This is a genomic window from Caulobacter hibisci (assembly GCF_016135805.1).
GTDB lineage: Bacteria > Pseudomonadota > Alphaproteobacteria > Caulobacterales > Caulobacteraceae > Caulobacter > Caulobacter hibisci.
Genome location: NZ_JADWOX010000017.1, coordinates 1 through 18,823 on the forward strand (window position 1 = coordinate 1; position 18,823 = coordinate 18,823).

Below are 18,823 nucleotides of genomic sequence, written 5' to 3' on the forward strand. Positions count from 1 at the left end.
ACGCCGCCCAAGGCGCCGGGCCCGCTGGATGGCGCGAACGTCACCGACGGTTCGGCCTGCACCAACGATGTCTACACCGCGACGATTGGTCAGGACGTGTTCTACTTCGATCTGGCCGCCAAGTCGGGCGCCGACAAGATCGTTGGCTTCGGCGCGAATGATCTGCTTGTGACCAGCGCCAAGATCTACGACGGCAATGGTGACGGCATCATCGCGTTGAGCGGTGGCAAGGTGGCGATCGACGCGCCGAAGGGAACCGACACGGTCACCCTTTCAGCTGTATCAAATCTGCGGTTGCTGGGTTCGGACGAGAATGGAAACTTTGTGTACGCCGATGCTTCGGTTCGTCCGAAGGGCGCCCTGGAAGGCGGCCTTGGCGCCGACGTCCTGAAGGGCGATGCGACCGACGCCAAGAGCCAGCTTTTCTTCTTCGACAACGGCCTGGGATTGGGCCTTGGTCTGGACAAGGTGACCAACTTCGGCGCCAAGGACGTGATCGTCACCACTTCCGCGCTGAAGGTGGACAGTTCGGGCCGCGTCGTGCTCTCCGCCGACGGGGCAATAAGTCTTGCCGGCAGCGCGCGGACCTATGATCAGGGCGCCGTGACGGTCACGGACCTGAAGGGAGCGGCCGTGACTAAGCTGGAATACGACGGCTCCGTGTTGCTAAGCGGCGTGAAGTACTACCTCTACAGCACCGGCGGCTCCGCCATAGGCCTCGACGTGCTGACCTAATCTTATCCGGTTCAGATGGCTTCATCTAAACCGGACAGGTTGTAAGCGCCGCCGTCCTCTTTGTTTAAGGCGCGCGCCCTGCGTGTTCCGTTGCGTCGTCAGGAGATCAAATCTCGATGCTGGAGAGATCCACGCGCCCGGCATTGGGGGTGGTATGGATCAGGTGCCGGGCCCGCCCCTCCAGCCGAATGGCGCTGAGAACGCCAGTCGCGTAGGCGCCGGTATCGAGACCGATTCGCCGATCGTCCACATGAACTGTTTCCGTCGGCGTATGTCCGTGCACGACCATCTTGGGGAACAGGCGTCGTCCGTTGAGGAACGGCTCTCGGATCCAGAGCATGTCGTTTTCGCGCTGTCGTTGCAACGACACCCCGGGGCGCAGGCCCGCGTGGACGAAGACATAATCCCCGATCACGCAGCGCAGAGCCAGGGTCTGCAGGAAGGCGCGATGGGCCAGCGGGAGGGTGGCGTTGAACTTGGCGCGGGTCGCCTCCCAAGCCGGCGCATCGAGCGGGTCGGCCGGGGCCTTGATGTTGTAGGAAGCCAGCGTCTCGCGGCCGCCGAATTCGCACCAGGCCGGACCTGCGGCGGCGTTGTCCAAGAAGTCGACCAGCACGTGCTCGTGGTTCCCGCGAAGGCAGCGCATCTCGATCTTGGGGTGGGTATGCAGATCGACGAGCGTGTCTATCACCTCGCAGCTCTGGGGGCCGCGGTCGACATAGTCGCCCAGGCCCACCAAGATGACGCGCGAGGCCGGAGTGTCCTCGGCTTCGGCGCGCACCACGTCGAGGATCCGGTCGGCGAGATCGGCGCGGCCATGGATGTCGCCGACAGCGAAAACCACCACGCCCTCAGGGATGGAAGGCGTGCGGGCTGAACCTTGGAAAAGGTCGCTCCAGCGCATTTAAATAAACCGTCTCCGTCGAACCAAGCGGCCTCACGCGAACGGCTATCGTGTTCCTTTACCGCTGAACGAAGTTTAAACCCCGCCGCGGAACCCGCGCCGTCAAGGCGCGGGGTAGAAGGTCTTGTACCACGTCGCGAAGCGACCCAGGCCTTCTGCTAGCGCCACCTTCGGCTTGTAGCCGGTAAGTGCGTGGAGCTTGCTCACGTCCGCATAGGTCGCGGTCACATCACCCGGCTGCATGGGGCGCATGATCTTGATCGCCTCGCGGCCGATGGCCTGTTCGAGCGTCGTGATCATGTCCATCAGGCCGACGGGATCGCTGTCGCCAATGTTGTAGATCTCGTGCGAGCCCGACGGCGGCGGGTTGTCGAGCACGCCCACCACGCCGGCGACGATGTCGTCGATGAAGGTGAAGTCGCGGGCCATCTTACCTTCGCCGTAGACCTCGATCGGCTCGCCCGCGAGAATCTTGTGGGTGAAGCCATAATAGGCCATGTCCGGACGTCCCCACGGACCGTAGACCGTGAAGAACCGCAGGGCCGACATCGGCGCGCCGTAGAGTTTGGCGTAGCTGATGCTCATCAGCTCGTCGGCGCGCTTGGTGGCAGCGTAGAGCGACACGGGCGCATCGACGGGGTCAGTTTCCTTGAAGCCCGCGCCGGCCAGGGGGCGATCGCCATAGACCGAACTCGACGACGCATAGACGAGATGCTCGACCTCGTTACGGCGCGCGGCCTCCAGCACCGTCAGGTGGCCGGCCAAGTTGCTTCGTTCATAGGCGAACGGATTGTCGATCGAGTAGCGGACCCCGGCCTGGGCGGCCAGGTGGACGATGCGCTTGACGGCGTTCTCACGCACCAGGGCGTCGAACGCCGCGTTGTCCGCGACGTCCATGCGCACCATGGTGAAGCCTGGGCGGCCCTCGAGCCGGGCGTGCCGCGCCTGCTTCAGGCGCGGCTCATAGTAGTCGTTGAAGTTGTCGACGCCGATCACGGTCTCGCCGCGATCCAGCAGGTGTTCGGCGACGTGCATGCCGACGAACCCCGCCGCCCCGGTTACGATTACCGGTCCCTTGATCATGCGCGGCCCACCGAAGCGTAGGTGAAGCCGGCGCGTACCATTTCATGAGGCTTGTAGACGTTGCGCAGGTCGACGACGACCGGAGCGTTGAGCAGGCCCTTCAGGCGCTCCAGGTCGAGAGCGCGGAACTGGTCCCATTCGGTGAGGATCAGCAGCACGTCGGCGCCTTGCGCGGCCTCGTAGGGACCGGCGACGAAGGTGACGCCCGGCAGCAGGTGCTCGGCCTCGTGGCGGCCTTCGGGATCGAAGGCCTGAACCTTGGCGCCCTTGGCCTGCAGGGCCGGCAGGATGTCGAGGCTGGGGGCGTCGCGCATGTCGTCGGTGTTGGGCTTGAAGGTCACGCCCAGCACGCCGACGGTCTTGCCGGCCAGATCGTCCGTGCCCAGCACGGCGGCGACCTTCTCGGCCATGGCCTTCTTGCGCGCGTCGTTGACCGCCACCGTGGTCTCGATCAGGCGCGTGGGGGCGCCATAGTCGGCCGCGGTCTTGACCAGGGCGATGGTGTCCTTGGGGAAGCACGAGCCGCCGTAGCCGGGGCCGGCGTTGAGGAACTTGGCGCCGATCCGCTTGTCCAGGCCAATGCCCTTGGCCACCTGCTGGACGTCGGCCCCGACCTTTTCGCACAGGTCGGCCATTTCGTTGATGAAGGTGATCTTCATCGCCAGGAAGGCGTTGGCGGCGTACTTGATCAGCTCGCTGGTGCGGCGGCCGGTGAAGACGATCGGGGTCTCGTTGAGGCTCAGCGGGCGATAGAGCTCGCGCATCACCGCCTGGGCGCGCTCGTCTTCCGTGCCCACCACCACGCGGTCGGGGCGCTTGAAGTCCTCGATGGCCGCGCCTTCGCGCAGGAACTCGGGGTTGGAGACCACGGCGAACTGGGCGTTCGGATTGACCCGCCTGACGATGGCCTCGACCTCGTCGCCGGTGCCGACCGGTACGGTCGACTTGTTGACGATCACCGTGAAGCCGTCGATCAGGCCGGCGATCTCCTCGGCGGCCGCATAGACGTAAGACAGGTCGGCATGGCCGTCGCCGCGGCGCGTGGGCGTGCCGACGGCGATGAACACCGCATCGGCGTCCTTGATCGCCTGGGCCCCTTCCAGAGTGAACGACAGCCGGCCTTCGCGGACGTTACGGGCGACCAGATCGTCCAGCCCCGGCTCGAAGATCGGGATCTCGCCGGCCAGCAGCCGCGAGATCTTGCGCGGATCCTTGTCGATGCACGTCACCACGTGACCGAAGTCCGCGAAACACGCACCCGACACCAAGCCGACGTAACCAGTCCCGATCATCGCAACGCGCATGGGTTTCCTGCTGTCCTGTTTGAACGCTAGGCGGGCCTTTTAGCTGACCAGTTGGCACGTGCACATGCTTTCCTTGGCGCATCAGCGAAATTTCATACGACCGCTCTCGGCTTGAGCATGTCTCTGACGGCTTTTACCGGTTTCCGACGATTTCGAGCTTGGTTTAGGCCGGCGCTAAAGACTTTAGTTTCAGTTAAAACGATGTGACGAGCCGCTGGCTCAAGGCCGAACTTGTTTCTTCTGCGCCTAGTATGCGTAATTAAGGAAATCGCGAACGCATCGCCTGCGTAGCGCGTGGATAGCCGCCGCGGGCGCGGCGCCTGCATTTGCCGCTCGAGCCAAGATAGAAACGCTTTTTTTGCATCTTCCCCTTTAATGATGAGCCGTACCATCTGGGGGACTGCCATTGCTGAAGGTTCTGACCTGCCTGACCGGGCAGCATGACTTCCGGCTCGTGCTCATCGCTGGGCTCGTTTGCTTCGCCGCGTGCTTCACGGCTTTCCGGTTGTTCTCGCGCCTGAGGGGCGCGCGAGGGCTTGTCCGGGGCGCCTGGCTGCTGCTGACCGGCCTCGTCGCCGGCTCGGGGGTCTGGGCCACGCACTTCATCGGCATGGTCGCCTACGACCCGGGCCTGAAGACGGGCTACAGCCCCGCCGGCACCCTGCTGTCCCTGATGATCGCCGTGCTGTTCATGGCGGCCGGCTTCGCCGTGGCCTCGGCCGAGCGCACCCGCACCAACGACTGCGCCGGGGGCCTGATGCTGGGCCTGGGCATCGGCGCCATGCACTACACCGGCATGTCGGCCTTCGTGACCCAGGGCCACGTGGTCTGGGAACAGGCCACCGTCGCGGTGTCGGTGCTGATCGGCGTGGCCCTGTCGTCGACCGCCCTGGTCATCGCCGGCCGCGCCCGCAGCCTGACCAAGCAGTTGATCGGCGGCGGCGTGCTGACGCTCGGCGTCTGCGGCCTGCACTTCACCGGCATGGGCGCGGTGACCATCATGCCCGACGCCAACGTCATCGTCCCCGAGCAACTGCTGTCGGGCGGCGTCCTGACCCTGGCCGTGACCTCGATCACCGGCCTGATCATCCTGGGCGGCCTGGGCGCGGTGACCATCGAATCGTCGACCAGCCGTTCGGCCCTCGACCGCATCCGCCGCCTGGCCAACGCCGCCTATGAAGGCATCGTCGTGGTCCAGGACGGCCGCATCAACGACGCCAACGCCGCCTTCTGCGAGCTGGCCGGCGCGCCGCTGGCCACCCTGGTCGGCAAGCCGCTCTACAACGCCATGCTGACCTTCGACGGCAAGGAGCAGTCGCGCGACGACGTCCGCCGCGAAGGACTTCTTCAGCCTGCCGAAGGCGGCCGCGCCATTCCGGTCGAGGTGTTCTCGCGCCTGATGGACGACGGCGCCCGCACCGAGACCTCGGGCCTCACCGTGCTGGCCATCCGCGACCTGCGCGAGCGCCGCTCGGCCGAGGAGAAGATCCGCTATCTGGCCGAGCACGACGGCCTGACCGGCCTGCCCAACCGCAATTCGCTGCAGACCCGCCTGGCCGCCGCGCTCGATCGCGTCGAGGCCTCGGGCGAGAGCCTGTCGCTGGTCTGCATCGACCTCGACCACTTCAAGGAAGCCAACGACCTGCACGGCCACCTGGCGGGCGACGCCCTGCTGGTCGAGGCCGCGCGCCGGCTTCAGGACTCGGTGAGCGCCCCGTCCTTCGCCGCGCGCCTGGGCGGTGACGAGTTCATCATCGTCCAGATCGCCGCCGGCGATCAGGCCGCGACCGCCGCCGAGCTGGCCGGGCGGGTGCTGGAACAGCTGTCCCTGCCCGCCCAGTACGAGGGCCAGGACCTGGCCATGGGCGCGAGCCTGGGCGTGTCGATGTTCCCCGACGACGGCCGCACGGCCGAGGCCCTGCTGGCCAACGCCGACATGGCCCTCTACCGCGCCAAGGAAAGCGGCCGCGGCGTCTATCGCTTCTTCAAGCGCGAGATGGACGAGACCATCCGCGAGCGCCGCACCCTGGCCCGCGAGCTGCGCCAGGCGATCATCGACGAAGAGCTGATGGTGTTCTACCAGCCGCTCGCCCGCGCCGCCGACGGCGAGGTCTGCGGCTTCGAGGCCCTGGTCCGCTGGAAGCATCCGGTGCGCGGCATGGTCCCGCCGCTCGACTTCATCCCGGTGGCCGAGGAAAACGGCCTGATTACCCAGCTGGGCGAATGGGTCCTGCGCCGCGCCTGCGCCGACGCCGCCAGCTGGGACCGCCCGCTGCGCATCGCCGTCAACCTGTCGCCGCTGCAGCTGAACCAGCCCAACCTGCCGACCCTGGTGCACGAGGTGCTGATCGCGTCCGGCCTGTCGCCGTCGCGGCTGGAACTGGAGATCACCGAAAGCGCCCTGTTCAAGGACTATCAGCGCGCGCTCGACAACCTGCGCCGCCTGAAGGCCCTGGGCGTGCGCATCGCCATGGACGACTTCGGCACCGGCTTCTCGTCGCTGTCGACCCTGCAGTCGTTCCCGTTCGACAAGATCAAGATCGACAAGAGCTTCGTCGAGAACATCCACCGCCACGACCGCGCCACCGTCATCGTGCGCGCCGTGCTGGGCCTGGGCCGCAGCCTGGAGATCCCGGTCGTGGCCGAGGGCGTCGAGACCCAGGAGCAGATCGACTTCCTGCGCGGCGAGGCCTGCGCCGAACTGCAGGGCTACGCCATCGGCCGTCCGGGTCCGATCGACAGCCTGACCGCCTGGACCCTGGCCAGCGCCACCGTCGCGGTCGCGCCCCAAGCCGCCGCGGAGACCGTGTCCGAGACGTCCGAGACCCTGGTGCGCGGCGCGGCCTGACCGCGCCCTGCCGTCTTTAACCTTGGCTGGAACCTTGGCCAATGATGGGCGTTAGCGAAAACGCCCTCCAGGGGGCGTGCGGCGTGACCTAGGGCGACGGCATGGGCCAATTCCTCAGTCGGACGGCGATCCGTTTCGCCTCGTCCGTCGATCGGCCGATCCTCCGGTTCTGCCTGGCCGCCGCCGCCGTGGGCGTGGCCGTGCCGGCACGCTATCTGGCGGCCGCGGTCACCGACTATCCGACCAACTTCCCGACCTTCTTCGTCGCCGTCATGGTGGCGGCCCTGGTCGGCGGACTTTGGACCGGCCTGCTTTCGGTGGTCGCCGCCGGCCTGATCGTCCGTATAGTGTGGATGGACGCGCTCAGCGCCACCGAGACCGCCCAGCTGGCCACCTTCTGCGCCTGCGGCGCGGTCATCGTGCTGGTCGTCGCCGCCCTACGCCTGGCCGTGCGCAGCGGCCTGGCCGCCGAGGAGCGGTTCCGCATCGCCCAGGAGGCCTCGCTCGACGCCTTCGTCATCCTCGAGCCGATCCGGCGCGGCGGCGAGGTGGCCGACTTCCGCTGGACCTACGCCAATCCCGCCGCTCAGGCCATGCGGCCCAAGGGGGTCTCGACCTTGGTCGGCCGCCGGGTGCGCGACGTCTTCCGCGACGCCACCGGTCCGCAGATGATCGACCGCCTCAAGCGCTTGCTCGACGAGGGCGGGCCGGACGACCTGGAGGTGATGCGGGTGATCGATGGCGAGGAGCGCTGGGTGCGCTCGTCGGGCGTGCGGATCAGCGAGGGCCTGGCCATCACCTTCCGCGATGTCAGCCGCGAGCGCCGCGCCCAGGCGGCCCTGCGCACCAGCGAGGAGCAGTTCCGGGGCGTGGCCAACGCCGCCCCGGTGATGATCTGGATCTCCGACGTGCGCGGCGACTGCACCTGGTTCAACGACGCCTGGCTGAAGTTCACCGGCCGGTCGCTGGAGGAGGAGCATGGGCGGGGCTGGGCCGACGGCGTCCACCCCGACGACCTGGAACCGGCCGAGGCCGAGGTGCGGGTCGCCACCCAGGCCCGCCGGCCGTTCCGCGCCGCCTTCCGCCTGCGCCGCGCCGATGGGGCCTGGCGCTGGATCAGCAGCGCCGGCGCGCCGCGCCACGACGCCTACGGCCAGTTCCAGGGCTATATCGGCAGCTGCTTCGACAATACCGAGGTCATCGAGACCACCCTGGAGCTGGAGGCCCGCGTCATCGAGCGCACGGCGGCCCTGGAGGCCAGCATCGCCGAGCGCGCCAAGACCGAGGCGGCCCTGGCCCAGTCCCAGCGGCTGGAGACCGTCGGCCGCCTGACCGGCGGGGTGGCCCACGACTTCAACAACCTGCTGACGGTGATGATCGGCGGGCTGGACATGATCCTCAAGCGGCCCGACGAGGTCGCCCGGGTCAAGCGCCTGGGTGAGGCGGCCCTGGCCGCCGGCCAGCGCGGAGAGCGCCTGACCCGCCAGCTCCTGGCCTTCTCGCGTAGTCAGGAGCTGAAGCTGGAGGTCGTCGACGTGGCCGGCCTGATCCTGCAGGTCGAGCCGCTGGTCCGCCGCGCCGCCGGCGACGCCAAGACCCTGGTGGTCGAGGCCGATCCCAAGGCGGGCTCCAGCCGCGTCGACGCCGCCCAGCTGGAGGCGGCCCTGCTCAACCTGGTGGTCAACGCCGTCGACGCCACGCCCGACGCCGGGACCATCACCGTCTCGGTCCGCGCCGAGCGGCTGGCCGACGGCCAGGCGGGCGAGGCGCCGGCCGGCGACTATGTCTGCGTGGCGGTGACCGACACCGGCCATGGCATGTCGCCCGAAGTGCTGGCCCGGGTGTTCGAGCCGTTCTTCACCACCAAGGAGGTCGGCAAGGGCACGGGGCTGGGCCTGGCCCAGGTCTATGGCTTCGTGCGCCAGTGCGGCGGAGCGGTGACCATCGACAGCCAGGAGGGCCGGGGCACTACCGTGTCGCTCCACCTGCCCGCCGCCGAACCCGACGCGGCCGGCGCGGTCACGCCGCAGGCCGCGCCCGCCGCCGACCTGTCGGGTCTGCGGGTGCTGCTGGTCGAGGACGACGCCAGCGTGCGGGCCATCACCGAAGGGGCGTTGCTGGAAATGGGCTGCGCTGTCGTGGTCGCCGAGCACGGGCCGGCCGCCCTGGCGTTGCTGGAGGTCGAGACCGAGCCGTTCGACGTGCTGCTGTCGGATCTGGTCATGCCCGGCGGCGTCAGCGGCGTCGAACTGGCCCGCGCCGTCGTCCAGCGCGCCCCCGACACCGCCGTCCTCCTGACCACCGGCTACGCCGGCGACCGCCTGGCCGCGGCCCTGGAAGACCTGCCCTGGCCGGTCCTGCGCAAGCCGTTCCGCATCGAGCAACTGGCGCGGGCGCTGGCGGAGTCGGTCAGGGCATAGAAACCCTCCCCCTCCTGGGGGAGGTGGCGCGAAGCGCCGAAGGGGGGCCGTTTTCAGCCTCCGCCGAGATGGTCGACTTCGCAGCCGCTTCCCTCTCCGTCCGCTTCGCGGACACCTCTCCCTTCAGGGAGAGGGTTTGAAAACTACCGCCTTCTGCTCAGGCCCCCCAGCAGCCCGCGCATGATCTCTCGCCCCGCCTGGGACGCCACCGTGCGGATCAGCGACTTGGCGAAGGTCTCGGCCATGCCCTGGCGGTTCGAGGCGCGGGGGCGCGAAGCCCGCGCATCCTCGCGCTCTTCCCGCACCCGTTCGCGCTCGCGCACCTTCGCTTCCGCCGCCCGCTGACGCTCAGCCTCGGCTGCGTCCTCCGCGGCGGCGGCGTCCTTCTGGGCCTGGGCCGCGCGGCCTTGCAGAGTCTCGTAGGCCGAGGCGCGGTCCTGCACCTGGTCGTAGAGGCCCGCCACCGGGCTCTTGGCGATGGCGGCGGCGCGCTCTTCCGGCGTCAGCGGTCCAAGGCGCGAGGCCGGCGGGCGGATCAGGGTCTTTTGCACCACGGTCGGCGCGCCCTTGGCGTCCAGCACCGAGATCAGCGCCTCGCCCACGCCCAGGGCCTGGATGGTCTCGGCGGTGTCGAAGGCCGGATTGACCCGGAACGACTGGGCCGCCGCCTTCAGCCCCTTCTGGTCGGCGGGGGTGTAGGCGCGCAGGGCGTGCTGCACCCGGGCGCCCAGCTGGCCCAGCACCGCGTCGGGAATGTCGGCCGGGTTCTGGGTGACGAAATAGATGCCCACGCCCTTGGAGCGGATCAGCCGCACCACCTGCTCGATCTTCTCGATCAGCGGCTTGGGGGCGTCGTTGAACAGCAGGTGCGCCTCGTCGAAGAAGAACACCAGCTTCGGCTTCTCCGGATCGCCGACCTCGGGCAGTTCCTCGAACAGCTCCGACAGCAGCCACAGCAGGAAGGTCGAATAGAGCTTGGGCGACTGGATCAGCTTGTCGGCCGCCAGGATGTTGACGTAGCCGCGGCCGGTCACGTCGATGCGCATGATGTCGGCCAGCTTCAGGGCCGGCTCGCCGAAGAAGTGCTCGGCGCCCTGGGTCTGCAAGGTCAGCAGCTTGCGCTGGATCGCCCCCACCGTGGCCGGCGAGACGTTGCCGTATTGGGTGCCGATGTCGGCGGCGTGGTCGGCGACGTATTTCAGCGCCGCCTGCAGGTCCTTCAGGTCCAGCAGCAGCAGGCCGTCCTTGTCGGCGACGTGGAAGGTGATGTTCAGCACCCCTTCCTGCACGTCGTTGAGCTCCAGCAAGCGCGACAGCAGCACCGGACCCATCTCCGAGATGGTGGTGCGGATCGGGTGGCCCTTCTCGCCGAACAGGTCCCAGAAGATGGTCGGCGGCGCGCCAGGGGCGAGCGCGATGTCCATCGCGGCGGCGCGGGCCAGCATCTTCTCGTTCGGCGTTCCCGGGGCCGCGACGCCCGACAGGTCGCCCTTCACGTCGGCGGCGAACACCGGCACGCCGGCGTCGGCGAAGGCCTGGGCCATGACCTGCAGGGTCACCGTCTTGCCGGTGCCGGTGGCGCCGGCCACCACGCCGTGGCGGTTGGAGCGGTCGAGCCGCTGGGTGACGGGGCCTTCACTCTCTCCGCCTTGAGAGAGCCCGATCAGGATCTCGCCGTCGCCGATCGCCAGGGTCATGCGCAACTTCCCTACTTGTTTGAGGCTTAAGCCTAGCTGCGCCCTTGTCTCCCGCCAATCGGCCTGAACAATGGCTCCCGAGACTTATGTGAGCAGAGATTCCCGTCGATGACGACCGCCACGCCTTCGATCACCAGCCGCAACGCCGTCGTCTTCCTGGCGGTGGTGGCCGCCGGGGCCGCCATGTACTTCATGCGCGGGATCCTGACGCCGCTGGTCCTGGCCATCTTCCTGGCGGTGATGATCGACAGCTTCGCCCGCGTGCTGCTGGTCCGGGTGCCGAAGTTCCCGCCCAAGCTGGCCCTGCCGATGGCCATCGTGCTGTCGCTGCTGCTGTTCGGCGGCTCGGTGTGGATCGTGGTCGAGAACGGCGCTGGCTTCGTCGGCCAGGCCAAGGCCTATGCCCCGCGCCTCAACGAGGTGATCGCCAAGGTCACGGGCCTGGTGGGCATGCGCGTGCCGCCGACCATCGACGACCTGATCGCCCAGCTCAATCCGCAGCAATATGTCGGGGTCGCCGCCCAGAGCTTGCAAAACTTCGCCTCCAACGCCGTGCTGGTGCTGATCTATCTGGGCTTCATCGTCGCCTCGCGCCGGGGCTTCTCGCGCAAGATCGTCGCCCTGTTCCCCCACAGCGCCGAGCGCGACCGCTCGATGGAGCTGTTCCAGCGCATCCGCAACGGGGTCGAGCAGTACCTGTGGATCCAGACCGTCACGGGCCTGATGATCGCCGTCGGGGCCTGGGCGGTGATGGCCCTGGTCGGGCTCGACAACGCCTTCTTCTGGGCCTTCCTGATCTTCATCGCCAGCTACATACCGATCATCGGCGGGGCCATCGGCTGCATCCTGCCGCCGGTCTTCGCCCTGGTGCAGTTCCCCCACTCCCTGCTGCCGGCGGTGATCCTGGCCGTGGCCTTGCAGGTGATCTTCTTCGTCGTCGGCAACGTGGTGCAGCCGCGAATGCAGGGCGACAGCCTGAACATGGACCCGACCGTCGTCCTGCTGTCCCTGGCCGTCTGGGGCGCCCTGTGGGGCGTCACCGGCATGTTCCTGTCCACGCCGCTGACGGTGGCGGTGATGCTGATCCTGGCCCAGTTCGACGGCACCCGCTGGATCGCCATCCTGCTGTCGGAAGACGGTGATCCCAGCGGCGACAAGGCGGTCGAGCACGGCCCGGCCGGCGTAGCCAAACGAGGTTCGGCGAGAAAAAAGCCAAGTTTGAAAAAAGGGGCTTAAATTCCGAAAGGGCGCGCCTATCTAAGTCTGGAGCCGGGAGCCCCCAGCCCGGCCACCGCGCGACGCCAGCCTGCTTTACCTGGCGCGTCGTAAGCGGAAAACGCCCGCCTCCCCCCCCCAGGCGGGCCTGCGCCGCCGGTCTCCCCCCACCGGCGGCGCTTCCGTTTTCGGAACGGCATTTCCGAACAATCGACGGTCATGCAGCGCCGCTAGAAATGTGGGTGGCGCGATCTTCGGATATTGGCGCATTAGGCAAAATATTGTTCGGTTCTCGGGCGTGTCGGTTGAACGCGCACGGGAAAGAGCTAGGTTTGTCGCCAAAAATTCGCGAGGAAAACCCATGGTCGGCGAAATTGACCGCAAGGCGAACCAGCAGGCGTCCAACGCTTTAGGCGCGGCCCTGGCAACGGCGCTGGGCGGCGCGCTCTCTCCGGCCCAGGCCCAGTTCGCGACCCTGGCGTCGGAAGACTGGTCGGCCGAGGAGCTGCCGGGCGCCGAGGCCGGCGACGTCGCCGCCGAACTGGCCGCCCTCTGGACCTTCGCCGAAGCCTCCGCCGACCAGCCGCTGGCCCTGCGGGTGCGCACCGTCAAGGGCGGCGACGTGCTCGAGATCGTCCAGCCCGACCGTCCCTTCCTCGTCGACTCGATCATGGGCGCCATCGCCGAGACCGGCTTCACGGTCCGCGCCATGTTCCACCCGATGGTCGAGCTGGCCGGCCAGCGCCGCTCGCTGATCCAGGTCTGGCTCGACCCGGTCGGCGCCGACCGCGAGCAGGCCCTGCTGACCGCCGTCCGCGACGCCCTGGGCGACGCCCACCTGGCCGTCGACGACTTCGACGCCATGCGCGCCCTGATGCGCCGCACGATCGACGAACTGCGCGGCGCCGGCGTCGACCTGCCCGCCGAAGAGCGCAACGAGGGCCTGGCCTTCCTCGACTGGCTGGAGGGCGACCACTTCGTGTTCCTGGGCGCGCGGGTCTACGACTATCCCCGCACCGCCGACGGCGGCTATGCCGCCGAGGAGCCGCTGTACCAGCCGGAAGGCAGCCTCGGCGTCCTGCGCGATCAGACCCGCACCGTCCTGCGCCGCGAAAGCGAGCCGGCGATCCTGTCGCCCCAGGTCCGCGACCACCTGCTGCTGGGCGCGCCCCTGGTCGTGGCCAAGTCGAACCTGCGCTCCAAGGTCCATCGCCGCGGCTACATGGATTATGTCGGCATCCGCCGCTACGGCGCCGACGGCAAGCCCTCCGGCGAGGTCCGGTTCGTGGGCCTGTTCACCGCCGAGGCCTACGAGACCCCCGCCCACGAGGTGCCGCTGATCCGCCGCAAGGTCGAACACGTGCTCGATCAGGCCGGCAAGGATCCCGACAGCCACAACGGCAAGCGCCTGCGCAACATCCTCGAGACCTGGCCGCGCGACGAGCTGTTCCAGATCGAGGAGGGCGACCTGCTCTCCATGGCCCTGGGCGTGCTGCACCTCTACGACCGTCCGCGCGTGCGGCTGTTCACCCGCCGCGACCCGTTCGACCGCTTCATCTCGGCTCTGCTGTTCGTGCCGCGCGAGCGCTACGATTCCGGCGTCCGCCAGCGGGCCGGCGACCTGCTCAGCCAGGCCTTCGAGGGCCGGGTCTCGGCCTATTATCCCAGCTTCTCCGACGCGCCCCTGGCGCGGGTGCACTACATTCTCGGCGTCAAGCCGGGCCAGCACGGCGACCCCGACGTCCCGGCCCTGGAAGCGGCCATCGCCGAGACCACCCGCACCTGGGACGACCGCTTCGAGGCCATTGTCCGCGAGCGCGGCGCCACACGTCCGGTGGTCGACACTCTGTCGCGCTGGGCCGGCGGCTTCCCGCCCGGCTATCGCGACCAGTACGACGCCCCCGAAGCCCTGGCCGACATCGCCGTCGTCGACGACATCAAGTCCGGCGAGGCCGTGCGCGTGCGCGCCTTCCGCCGTGAAGGCGACGACGCCATGACCTTCCGGTTCAAGCTCTATCGTCCGGGGGCGGCCGCGCCCCTGGCCGACGTGCTGCCGATCCTCGAGCACATGGGCCTGAAGGCGTTGATCGAGGACGGCTTCAAGCTGAAGCCGATCATCGACGGCCTGATCTCGCCGACCTGGGTGCACGAGTTCGTGCTGCGCGACGAGCAGGGCGAGCACCTGGCCTTCGCCGACGTGAAGAGCGCCTTCGAGGCCGCCTTCGTCGCCATCTGGACCGGCCGCGCCGAGAGCGACGGCTTCAACCGCCTGGTGCTGGAGCTGGGCGTCGACTGGCGCGAGGCGGCTCTCGTCCGCGCCCTGGCCCGCTATCGCCAGCAGACCGGCCTCGACCCGTCGCAGGCGGTGCAAGAAGCCGCCTTGTCCGACAATCCCGGCGTCGCCCGCCTGATCCTGGATCTCTTCCGCATCAAGTTCGACCCGGCGATCGCCGCCGACCTGGCCGCCCGCGAAGAGCAGGCCAAGGCGGTCGAGGAGAAGATCACCGAGGCCCTGCAGGCGGTCGAAAGCCTCGACGCCGACCGGGCTCTCCGCCGCATCGCCGCCCTGGTCGGCGCGATCCAGCGCACCAACTTCTACCAGTTGGCCGAGGACGGCGCGCCCAAGCCGCATATCAGCTTCAAGATCGCCTCGCGCGAACTGGCCGACCTGCCCGCGCCCAAGCCCTATCGCGAGATCTATGTCTCGGCCCCGCATGTCGAGGGCGTGCACCTGCGCTTTGGCCCCGTCGCCCGCGGCGGCCTGCGCTGGTCCGACCGCCGCGACGACTTCCGCACCGAGGTGCTGGGTCTGGTGAAGGCCCAGCAGGTCAAGAACGCCGTCATCGTGCCGGTCGGCTCCAAGGGCGGCTTCTATCCCAAGCAGCTGCCCCGCGGCGGCGACCGCGACGCCATCCAGGCCGAGGCCATCCGCGCCTACAAGACCTTCCTGTTCGGCCTGCTCGACATCACCGATAACATCGACGCCGACAACAAGGTGATCGCCCCGACCTCCGTGGTCGTCCACGACGGCGAGGATCCCTATCTGGTCGTCGCCGCCGACAAGGGCACGGCCACCTTCTCCGACATCGCCAACGGCGTGGCCGAATCCTACGGCTTCTGGCTGGGCGACGCCTTCGCGTCGGGCGGCTCGGTCGGCTACGACCACAAGGTCATGGGCATCACCGCCCGCGGCGCCTGGGAAGCGGTCAAGCGCCACTTCCGCGAGCTGGGAAAGGACATCCAGACCCAGCCCTTCACCGTGGTTGGCGTCGGCGACATGTCGGGCGACGTGTTCGGCAACGGCATGCTGCTGTCCAAGCAGACCAAGCTGCTGGCCGCCTTCGACCATCGCCACATCTTCCTCGACCCCGATCCGGATCCCGCGACCTCGTGGGAAGAGCGCGACCGGATGTTCAAGCTGCCCCGCTCGTCCTGGGCCGACTATGACGCCAGCAAGCTCTCCAAGGGCGGGGCCATCGTGCCGCGGAACCAGAAGGAGATCCCGCTGTCGCCCGAGGTCCAGGCCATGCTGGACCTGAAGGCCGCCAGCGTCTCGCCGGCCGAGCTGATGACGGCGATCCTCAAGTCGCGGGCCGAGCTGCTCTATCTCGGCGGCATCGGCACCTATGTGAAGGCCAAGGGCGAGACCAACGCCGAGGCCGGCGACAAGGCCAACGACGCCATCCGCGTCAATGGCGCCGACCTGCGGGTCAAGGTGGTGGGCGAGGGCGCAAACCTGGGCCTGACCCAGGCCGGCCGTATCGAGTTCGCGCAGGCTACCGGCCATCTCAACACCGACGCCATCGACAACAGCGCCGGCGTCGACAGCTCCGACCACGAGGTCAATATCAAGATCCTCACGGGCCTGCTGGAGCGTTCGGGCGAGCTGACCCGTCCCGACCGCAACACCCTGCTGGCCTCGATGACCGACGACGTCGCCCATCACGTGCTGGAGCACAACTACGACCAGACCCTGGCGCTCACCCTGCTGGAAAGCGACAGCGCCGAGGAGCTCGACTCCCACGCCCGCTTCATGAGCGAGCTGGAAGGCCGCGGCCGCCTCGACCGCAAGGTCGAGGGCCTGCCCGATCCGACCGTCCTGGCCGACCGCGCCCAGGCCAAGAAGGGCCTGACCCGGCCGGAACTGGCCGTGCTGCTGGCCTACGGCAAGCTCGACCTGTTCGACGACATCATCGCCTCGCGCGCCCCGGACGATCCCTGGTTCGAAGCCACCCTGCACGGCTATTTCCCCAAGGCGCTCGGCGTCTATGGCGAGGCCATGCAGAAGCACCGCCTGAAGCGCGAGATCATCGCCACGGTGGTCGGCAACCAGATGGTCAACATGTGCGGCCCGACCTTCCCGAGCCGCCTGCGCGCCGCCGCCGGCTGCGACGTCGAGGCCCTGGTGGTCGGCTTCGCCGCCGCCCGCGAGATCCTCGGCGTCGACGCCCTGTGGGACCAGGTCTCGGCCCTCGACAACCAGGCCGGCGCCGACGGCCAGACGGCCCTCTATAAGGCTTTGGCCTACGCCCTGCGCAGCCTGACCTTCTGGCTGGCCCGCCGGGCCTTCCGCGACAAGTCGAGCGTCAAGCAGCTGGTCGAGGCCTATGGCCCGTCGGTCGCGGCCCTGAAGGGCCTGACCCCGTCCATCCTGTCGGGCTTCGAGCAGAAGACCACGGCCAAGCGCGCCAAGGCCTATGTCGCCGACGGTGCGCCGCAGGCCCTCGCGGAAGCCGTCGCGGCCCTGCAGCCGACGACCACGGCCGCCGACCTCGTCGACATCGGCAATGCCTCCAGCTGGTCGGTCGAGAACGTCGCCCGCCTCTACCACCAGGTCGGCGCGGCGCTGGGCTTCGACCGCCTGCGCTGGGCGGCCGGCCAGTTCGTCGGCGGCGACAGCTTCGAGCGCCTGGCCGTCCGCCGCCTGATCGAAGACCTGCTGTTCGAGCAGGCCGCCATCACCCAGGCGGTCCTGAAGTTCGCCGCCAACGCCCAGGCCGGCGACGACGAGTCCTCCGCCAAGGCCGCCGTGACCTCCTGGGCCGCCCTGCGCGCCGACCGCGTCAAGGCCGCCAAGCGCACGGTGGAAGACATCGAACAGGCCGGCGGCGGTTGGACCTTCGCCAAGCTCACCATCGCCAACGCGGCGCTGCGCGAGCTGTCGGTGCAGGGGTAAGAGGGGGGGGAGGGGCAGAGCAACTCCCCTCTCAACCCGTCATTCCCGCCCTTGTGGCGGGAACCCCTCTGTCAGCCGCAAAGGTGATAGGGGCGACGTGCTGAGCACGTCGCTTGCTCCTCACGTGCGTACGGAACCAGGGTTTCCCGCCACAAGGGCGGGAATGACGGGCGTTTGGAGAAGCACGGGTCGCAAACCAGCTACCCGCCGCCCGCGAAGCTCGTCACCATCCCCCGACTCAACCCCGGGGCAAGCGCCGCATGGCCGCTGACAAAGACCGCATCATCCTGCTCGACGCCCTGCGGGGGCTGGGCGTGCTGGGCATATTGCTGTGCAACGCGCCCGGCTTCGCTTTTCCGACCGACCTCAGCGACGCGGTGCTCGACTGGCCGTTCGGGACGGGGCCGCAGACGATGTCGGTGTGGCTGGTCACCCAGTGGCTGTTCCAGCGCAAGTTCGTCACCCTGTTCTCGATGCTGTTCGGGATCTCGATGTTCCTGGTCGGCGGCGAGCGGTCGCCCAAGGGCGATGGCCTGCTGCATCGGCGCCTGCTCTGGCTGCTGGTGTTCGGGATCGCCCACGGCTTCGCGATCTGGTGGGGCGACGTGCTGCTGAGCTACGCCCTGGCCGGTTTCGTCGTAGCCCAGGCGCGATCGTGGCCGGCGCGGCGGCTGCTGGGCTGGGGAGCGGGGCTGTGGCTGCTGTTCGCGGCCCTGACGGCCCTCGGCCTGGCCCTGCTGTCGGGCGAGCCGCCGTCGGAGACCGCGTCGGAAGCCGCCCGCGAGGCGGCCAAGGGCGCGGCGGCGATCGCGGCCTATCGTGGCGATTTCCTGCAGTCGATGATCATCAACGCCCGCGAGCGGCTGGAAGGCCTGCCCTACGAGCCGATCATCTTCCTGCTGACCAGCAGCCTGATGATGATCGGCCTGGGCGCGTTCAAGCTGGGCGTCTTCACCGGCCAGGCCTCGCGGCGCACCTATGGCGTGCTGATCGCCGTCGGCCTGCTGGCCCTGGCGGCGACCGGCTGGGCCTATTTCGCCTTCGCGCTGGGCGGCAGGGCCATGCCGGTGCTGCACCTGGCCGAGGGCCTGCAGACCATCACCGCGCCCCTGACCACCCTGGCCTATGTCGGGCTGATGGCCCTGGCCGCCCGCTCGACCGGCTTCTGGCGTCGGATCCCCGCCGTGCTGGCTCCGGTCGGCCAGATGGCCTTCACCAACTATCTCTCGCAGTCGCTGATCATGACCGCGATCTTCTACGGCGGACGCGGCCTTGGCCTCTATGCCCGTCTCGACCGCCCGGCCCTGGCCCTGATCGTCGTGGCGATCTGGATCGTCCAGATCCTGTGGTCGCGGTGGTGGCTGGAGCGCTTCTCGATGGGGCCGCTGGAATGGGTCTGGCGGCGGCTCTATCGCGGGCCGACGCCGCTGCGGCGATGATG

10 protein-coding genes are annotated in these 18,823 nt (G+C 68.6%); 6 read left to right on the top strand and 4 right to left on the bottom strand.

Annotated elements, in window-relative coordinates; all coding sequences use genetic code 11:
• On the top strand, positions 1–735 hold a 735-nt coding region (locus I4Q42_RS19840), incomplete at its 5' end, for a hypothetical protein (protein ID WP_198577825.1).
• Positions 736–841: 106 nt separating this feature from the next.
• Here I4Q42_RS19840 and I4Q42_RS19845 read toward each other — a convergent pair.
• The 3 genes from I4Q42_RS19845 to I4Q42_RS19855 all read right to left on the bottom strand — a co-directional run bounded on the left by I4Q42_RS19845 (position 842) and on the right by I4Q42_RS19855 (position 4,026).
• Positions 842–1,639, bottom strand: coding sequence for a metallophosphoesterase family protein (locus I4Q42_RS19845; protein ID WP_198577826.1), 798 nt, complete (start codon positions 1,637–1,639; stop codon positions 842–844).
• Between the two features lie 102 nt (positions 1,640–1,741).
• Positions 1,742–2,722, bottom strand: a complete 981-nt coding sequence (locus I4Q42_RS19850; protein ID WP_198577827.1) for an NAD-dependent epimerase/dehydratase family protein — start codon at positions 2,720–2,722, stop codon at positions 1,742–1,744.
• Positions 2,719–4,026: a UDP-glucose dehydrogenase family protein gene (locus tag I4Q42_RS19855; RefSeq protein ID WP_198577828.1), complete on the bottom strand. Its 1,308-nt coding sequence runs from the start codon at positions 4,024–4,026 to the stop codon at positions 2,719–2,721. Before I4Q42_RS19855 ends, I4Q42_RS19850 begins: the two co-directional genes overlap by 4 nt.
• Before the next feature lie 400 nt (positions 4,027–4,426).
• On the opposite strand from I4Q42_RS19855, the gene I4Q42_RS19860 reads away from it, so the two are divergent.
• Together I4Q42_RS19860 and I4Q42_RS19865 are read left to right on the top strand one after the other, a co-directional pair.
• Positions 4,427–6,874 (top strand): EAL domain-containing protein, encoded by a 2,448-nt coding sequence (locus I4Q42_RS19860; RefSeq protein ID WP_408611111.1) that lies wholly within the window; start codon positions 4,427–4,429, stop codon positions 6,872–6,874.
• Positions 6,875–6,975: 101 nt separating this feature from the next.
• Positions 6,976–9,294, top strand: a complete 2,319-nt coding sequence (locus tag I4Q42_RS19865) for a hybrid sensor histidine kinase/response regulator (protein WP_198577830.1) — start codon at positions 6,976–6,978, stop codon at positions 9,292–9,294.
• Between the two features lie 143 nt (positions 9,295–9,437).
• Here I4Q42_RS19865 and I4Q42_RS19870 read toward each other — a convergent pair whose 3' ends face one another.
• The gene (locus I4Q42_RS19870) at positions 9,438–10,991 is read right to left on the bottom strand and encodes a helicase HerA-like C-terminal domain-containing protein (RefSeq protein ID WP_198577831.1); all 1,554 of its coding nucleotides are present in this window, start codon (positions 10,989–10,991) and stop codon (positions 9,438–9,440) included.
• Positions 10,992–11,099: 108 nt separating this feature from the next.
• Between I4Q42_RS19870 and I4Q42_RS19875 the strand changes: the two genes are divergently transcribed.
• The 3 genes from I4Q42_RS19875 (at position 11,100) to I4Q42_RS19885 (ending at position 18,821) form a co-directional block, all read left to right on the top strand.
• Entirely contained in the window at positions 11,100–12,227 is a 1,128-nt protein-coding gene (locus tag I4Q42_RS19875) for an AI-2E family transporter (protein WP_198577832.1), read from the top strand.
• A gap of 340 nt (positions 12,228–12,567) precedes the next feature.
• A complete protein-coding gene (locus tag I4Q42_RS19880; protein ID WP_198577833.1) occupies positions 12,568–17,382 on the top strand; it encodes an NAD-glutamate dehydrogenase in 4,815 nt (1,604 codons plus the stop codon).
• Between the two features lie 260 nt (positions 17,383–17,642).
• Complete coding sequence (locus tag I4Q42_RS19885) at positions 17,643–18,821, top strand: DUF418 domain-containing protein (protein WP_198577834.1); 1,179 nt, start codon at positions 17,643–17,645, stop codon at positions 18,819–18,821.
• Positions 18,822–18,823: the final 2 nt, after the last annotated feature.

What these genes read in the sequence shown, in the direction of transcription:
- I4Q42_RS19845 (WP_198577826.1), bottom strand. Translation starts at nt 1,639, where the DNA reads ATGCGCTGGAGCGACCTTTTCCAAGGTTCAGCCCGCACGCCTTCCATC.
- I4Q42_RS19850 (WP_198577827.1), bottom strand. Translation starts at nt 2,722, where the DNA reads ATGATCAAGGGACCGGTAATCGTAACCGGGGCGGCGGGGTTCGTCGGC.
- I4Q42_RS19855 (WP_198577828.1), bottom strand. Translation starts at nt 4,026, where the DNA reads ATGCGCGTTGCGATGATCGGGACTGGTTACGTCGGCTTGGTGTCGGGT.
- I4Q42_RS19865 (WP_198577830.1), top strand. Translation starts at nt 6,976, where the DNA reads ATGGGCCAATTCCTCAGTCGGACGGCGATCCGTTTCGCCTCGTCCGTC.
- I4Q42_RS19870 (WP_198577831.1), bottom strand. Translation starts at nt 10,991, where the DNA reads ATGACCCTGGCGATCGGCGACGGCGAGATCCTGATCGGGCTCTCTCAA.
- I4Q42_RS19875 (WP_198577832.1), top strand. Translation starts at nt 11,100, where the DNA reads ATGACGACCGCCACGCCTTCGATCACCAGCCGCAACGCCGTCGTCTTC.
- I4Q42_RS19880 (WP_198577833.1), top strand. Translation starts at nt 12,568, where the DNA reads ATGGTCGGCGAAATTGACCGCAAGGCGAACCAGCAGGCGTCCAACGCT.
- I4Q42_RS19885 (WP_198577834.1), top strand. Translation starts at nt 17,643, where the DNA reads ATGGCCGCTGACAAAGACCGCATCATCCTGCTCGACGCCCTGCGGGGG.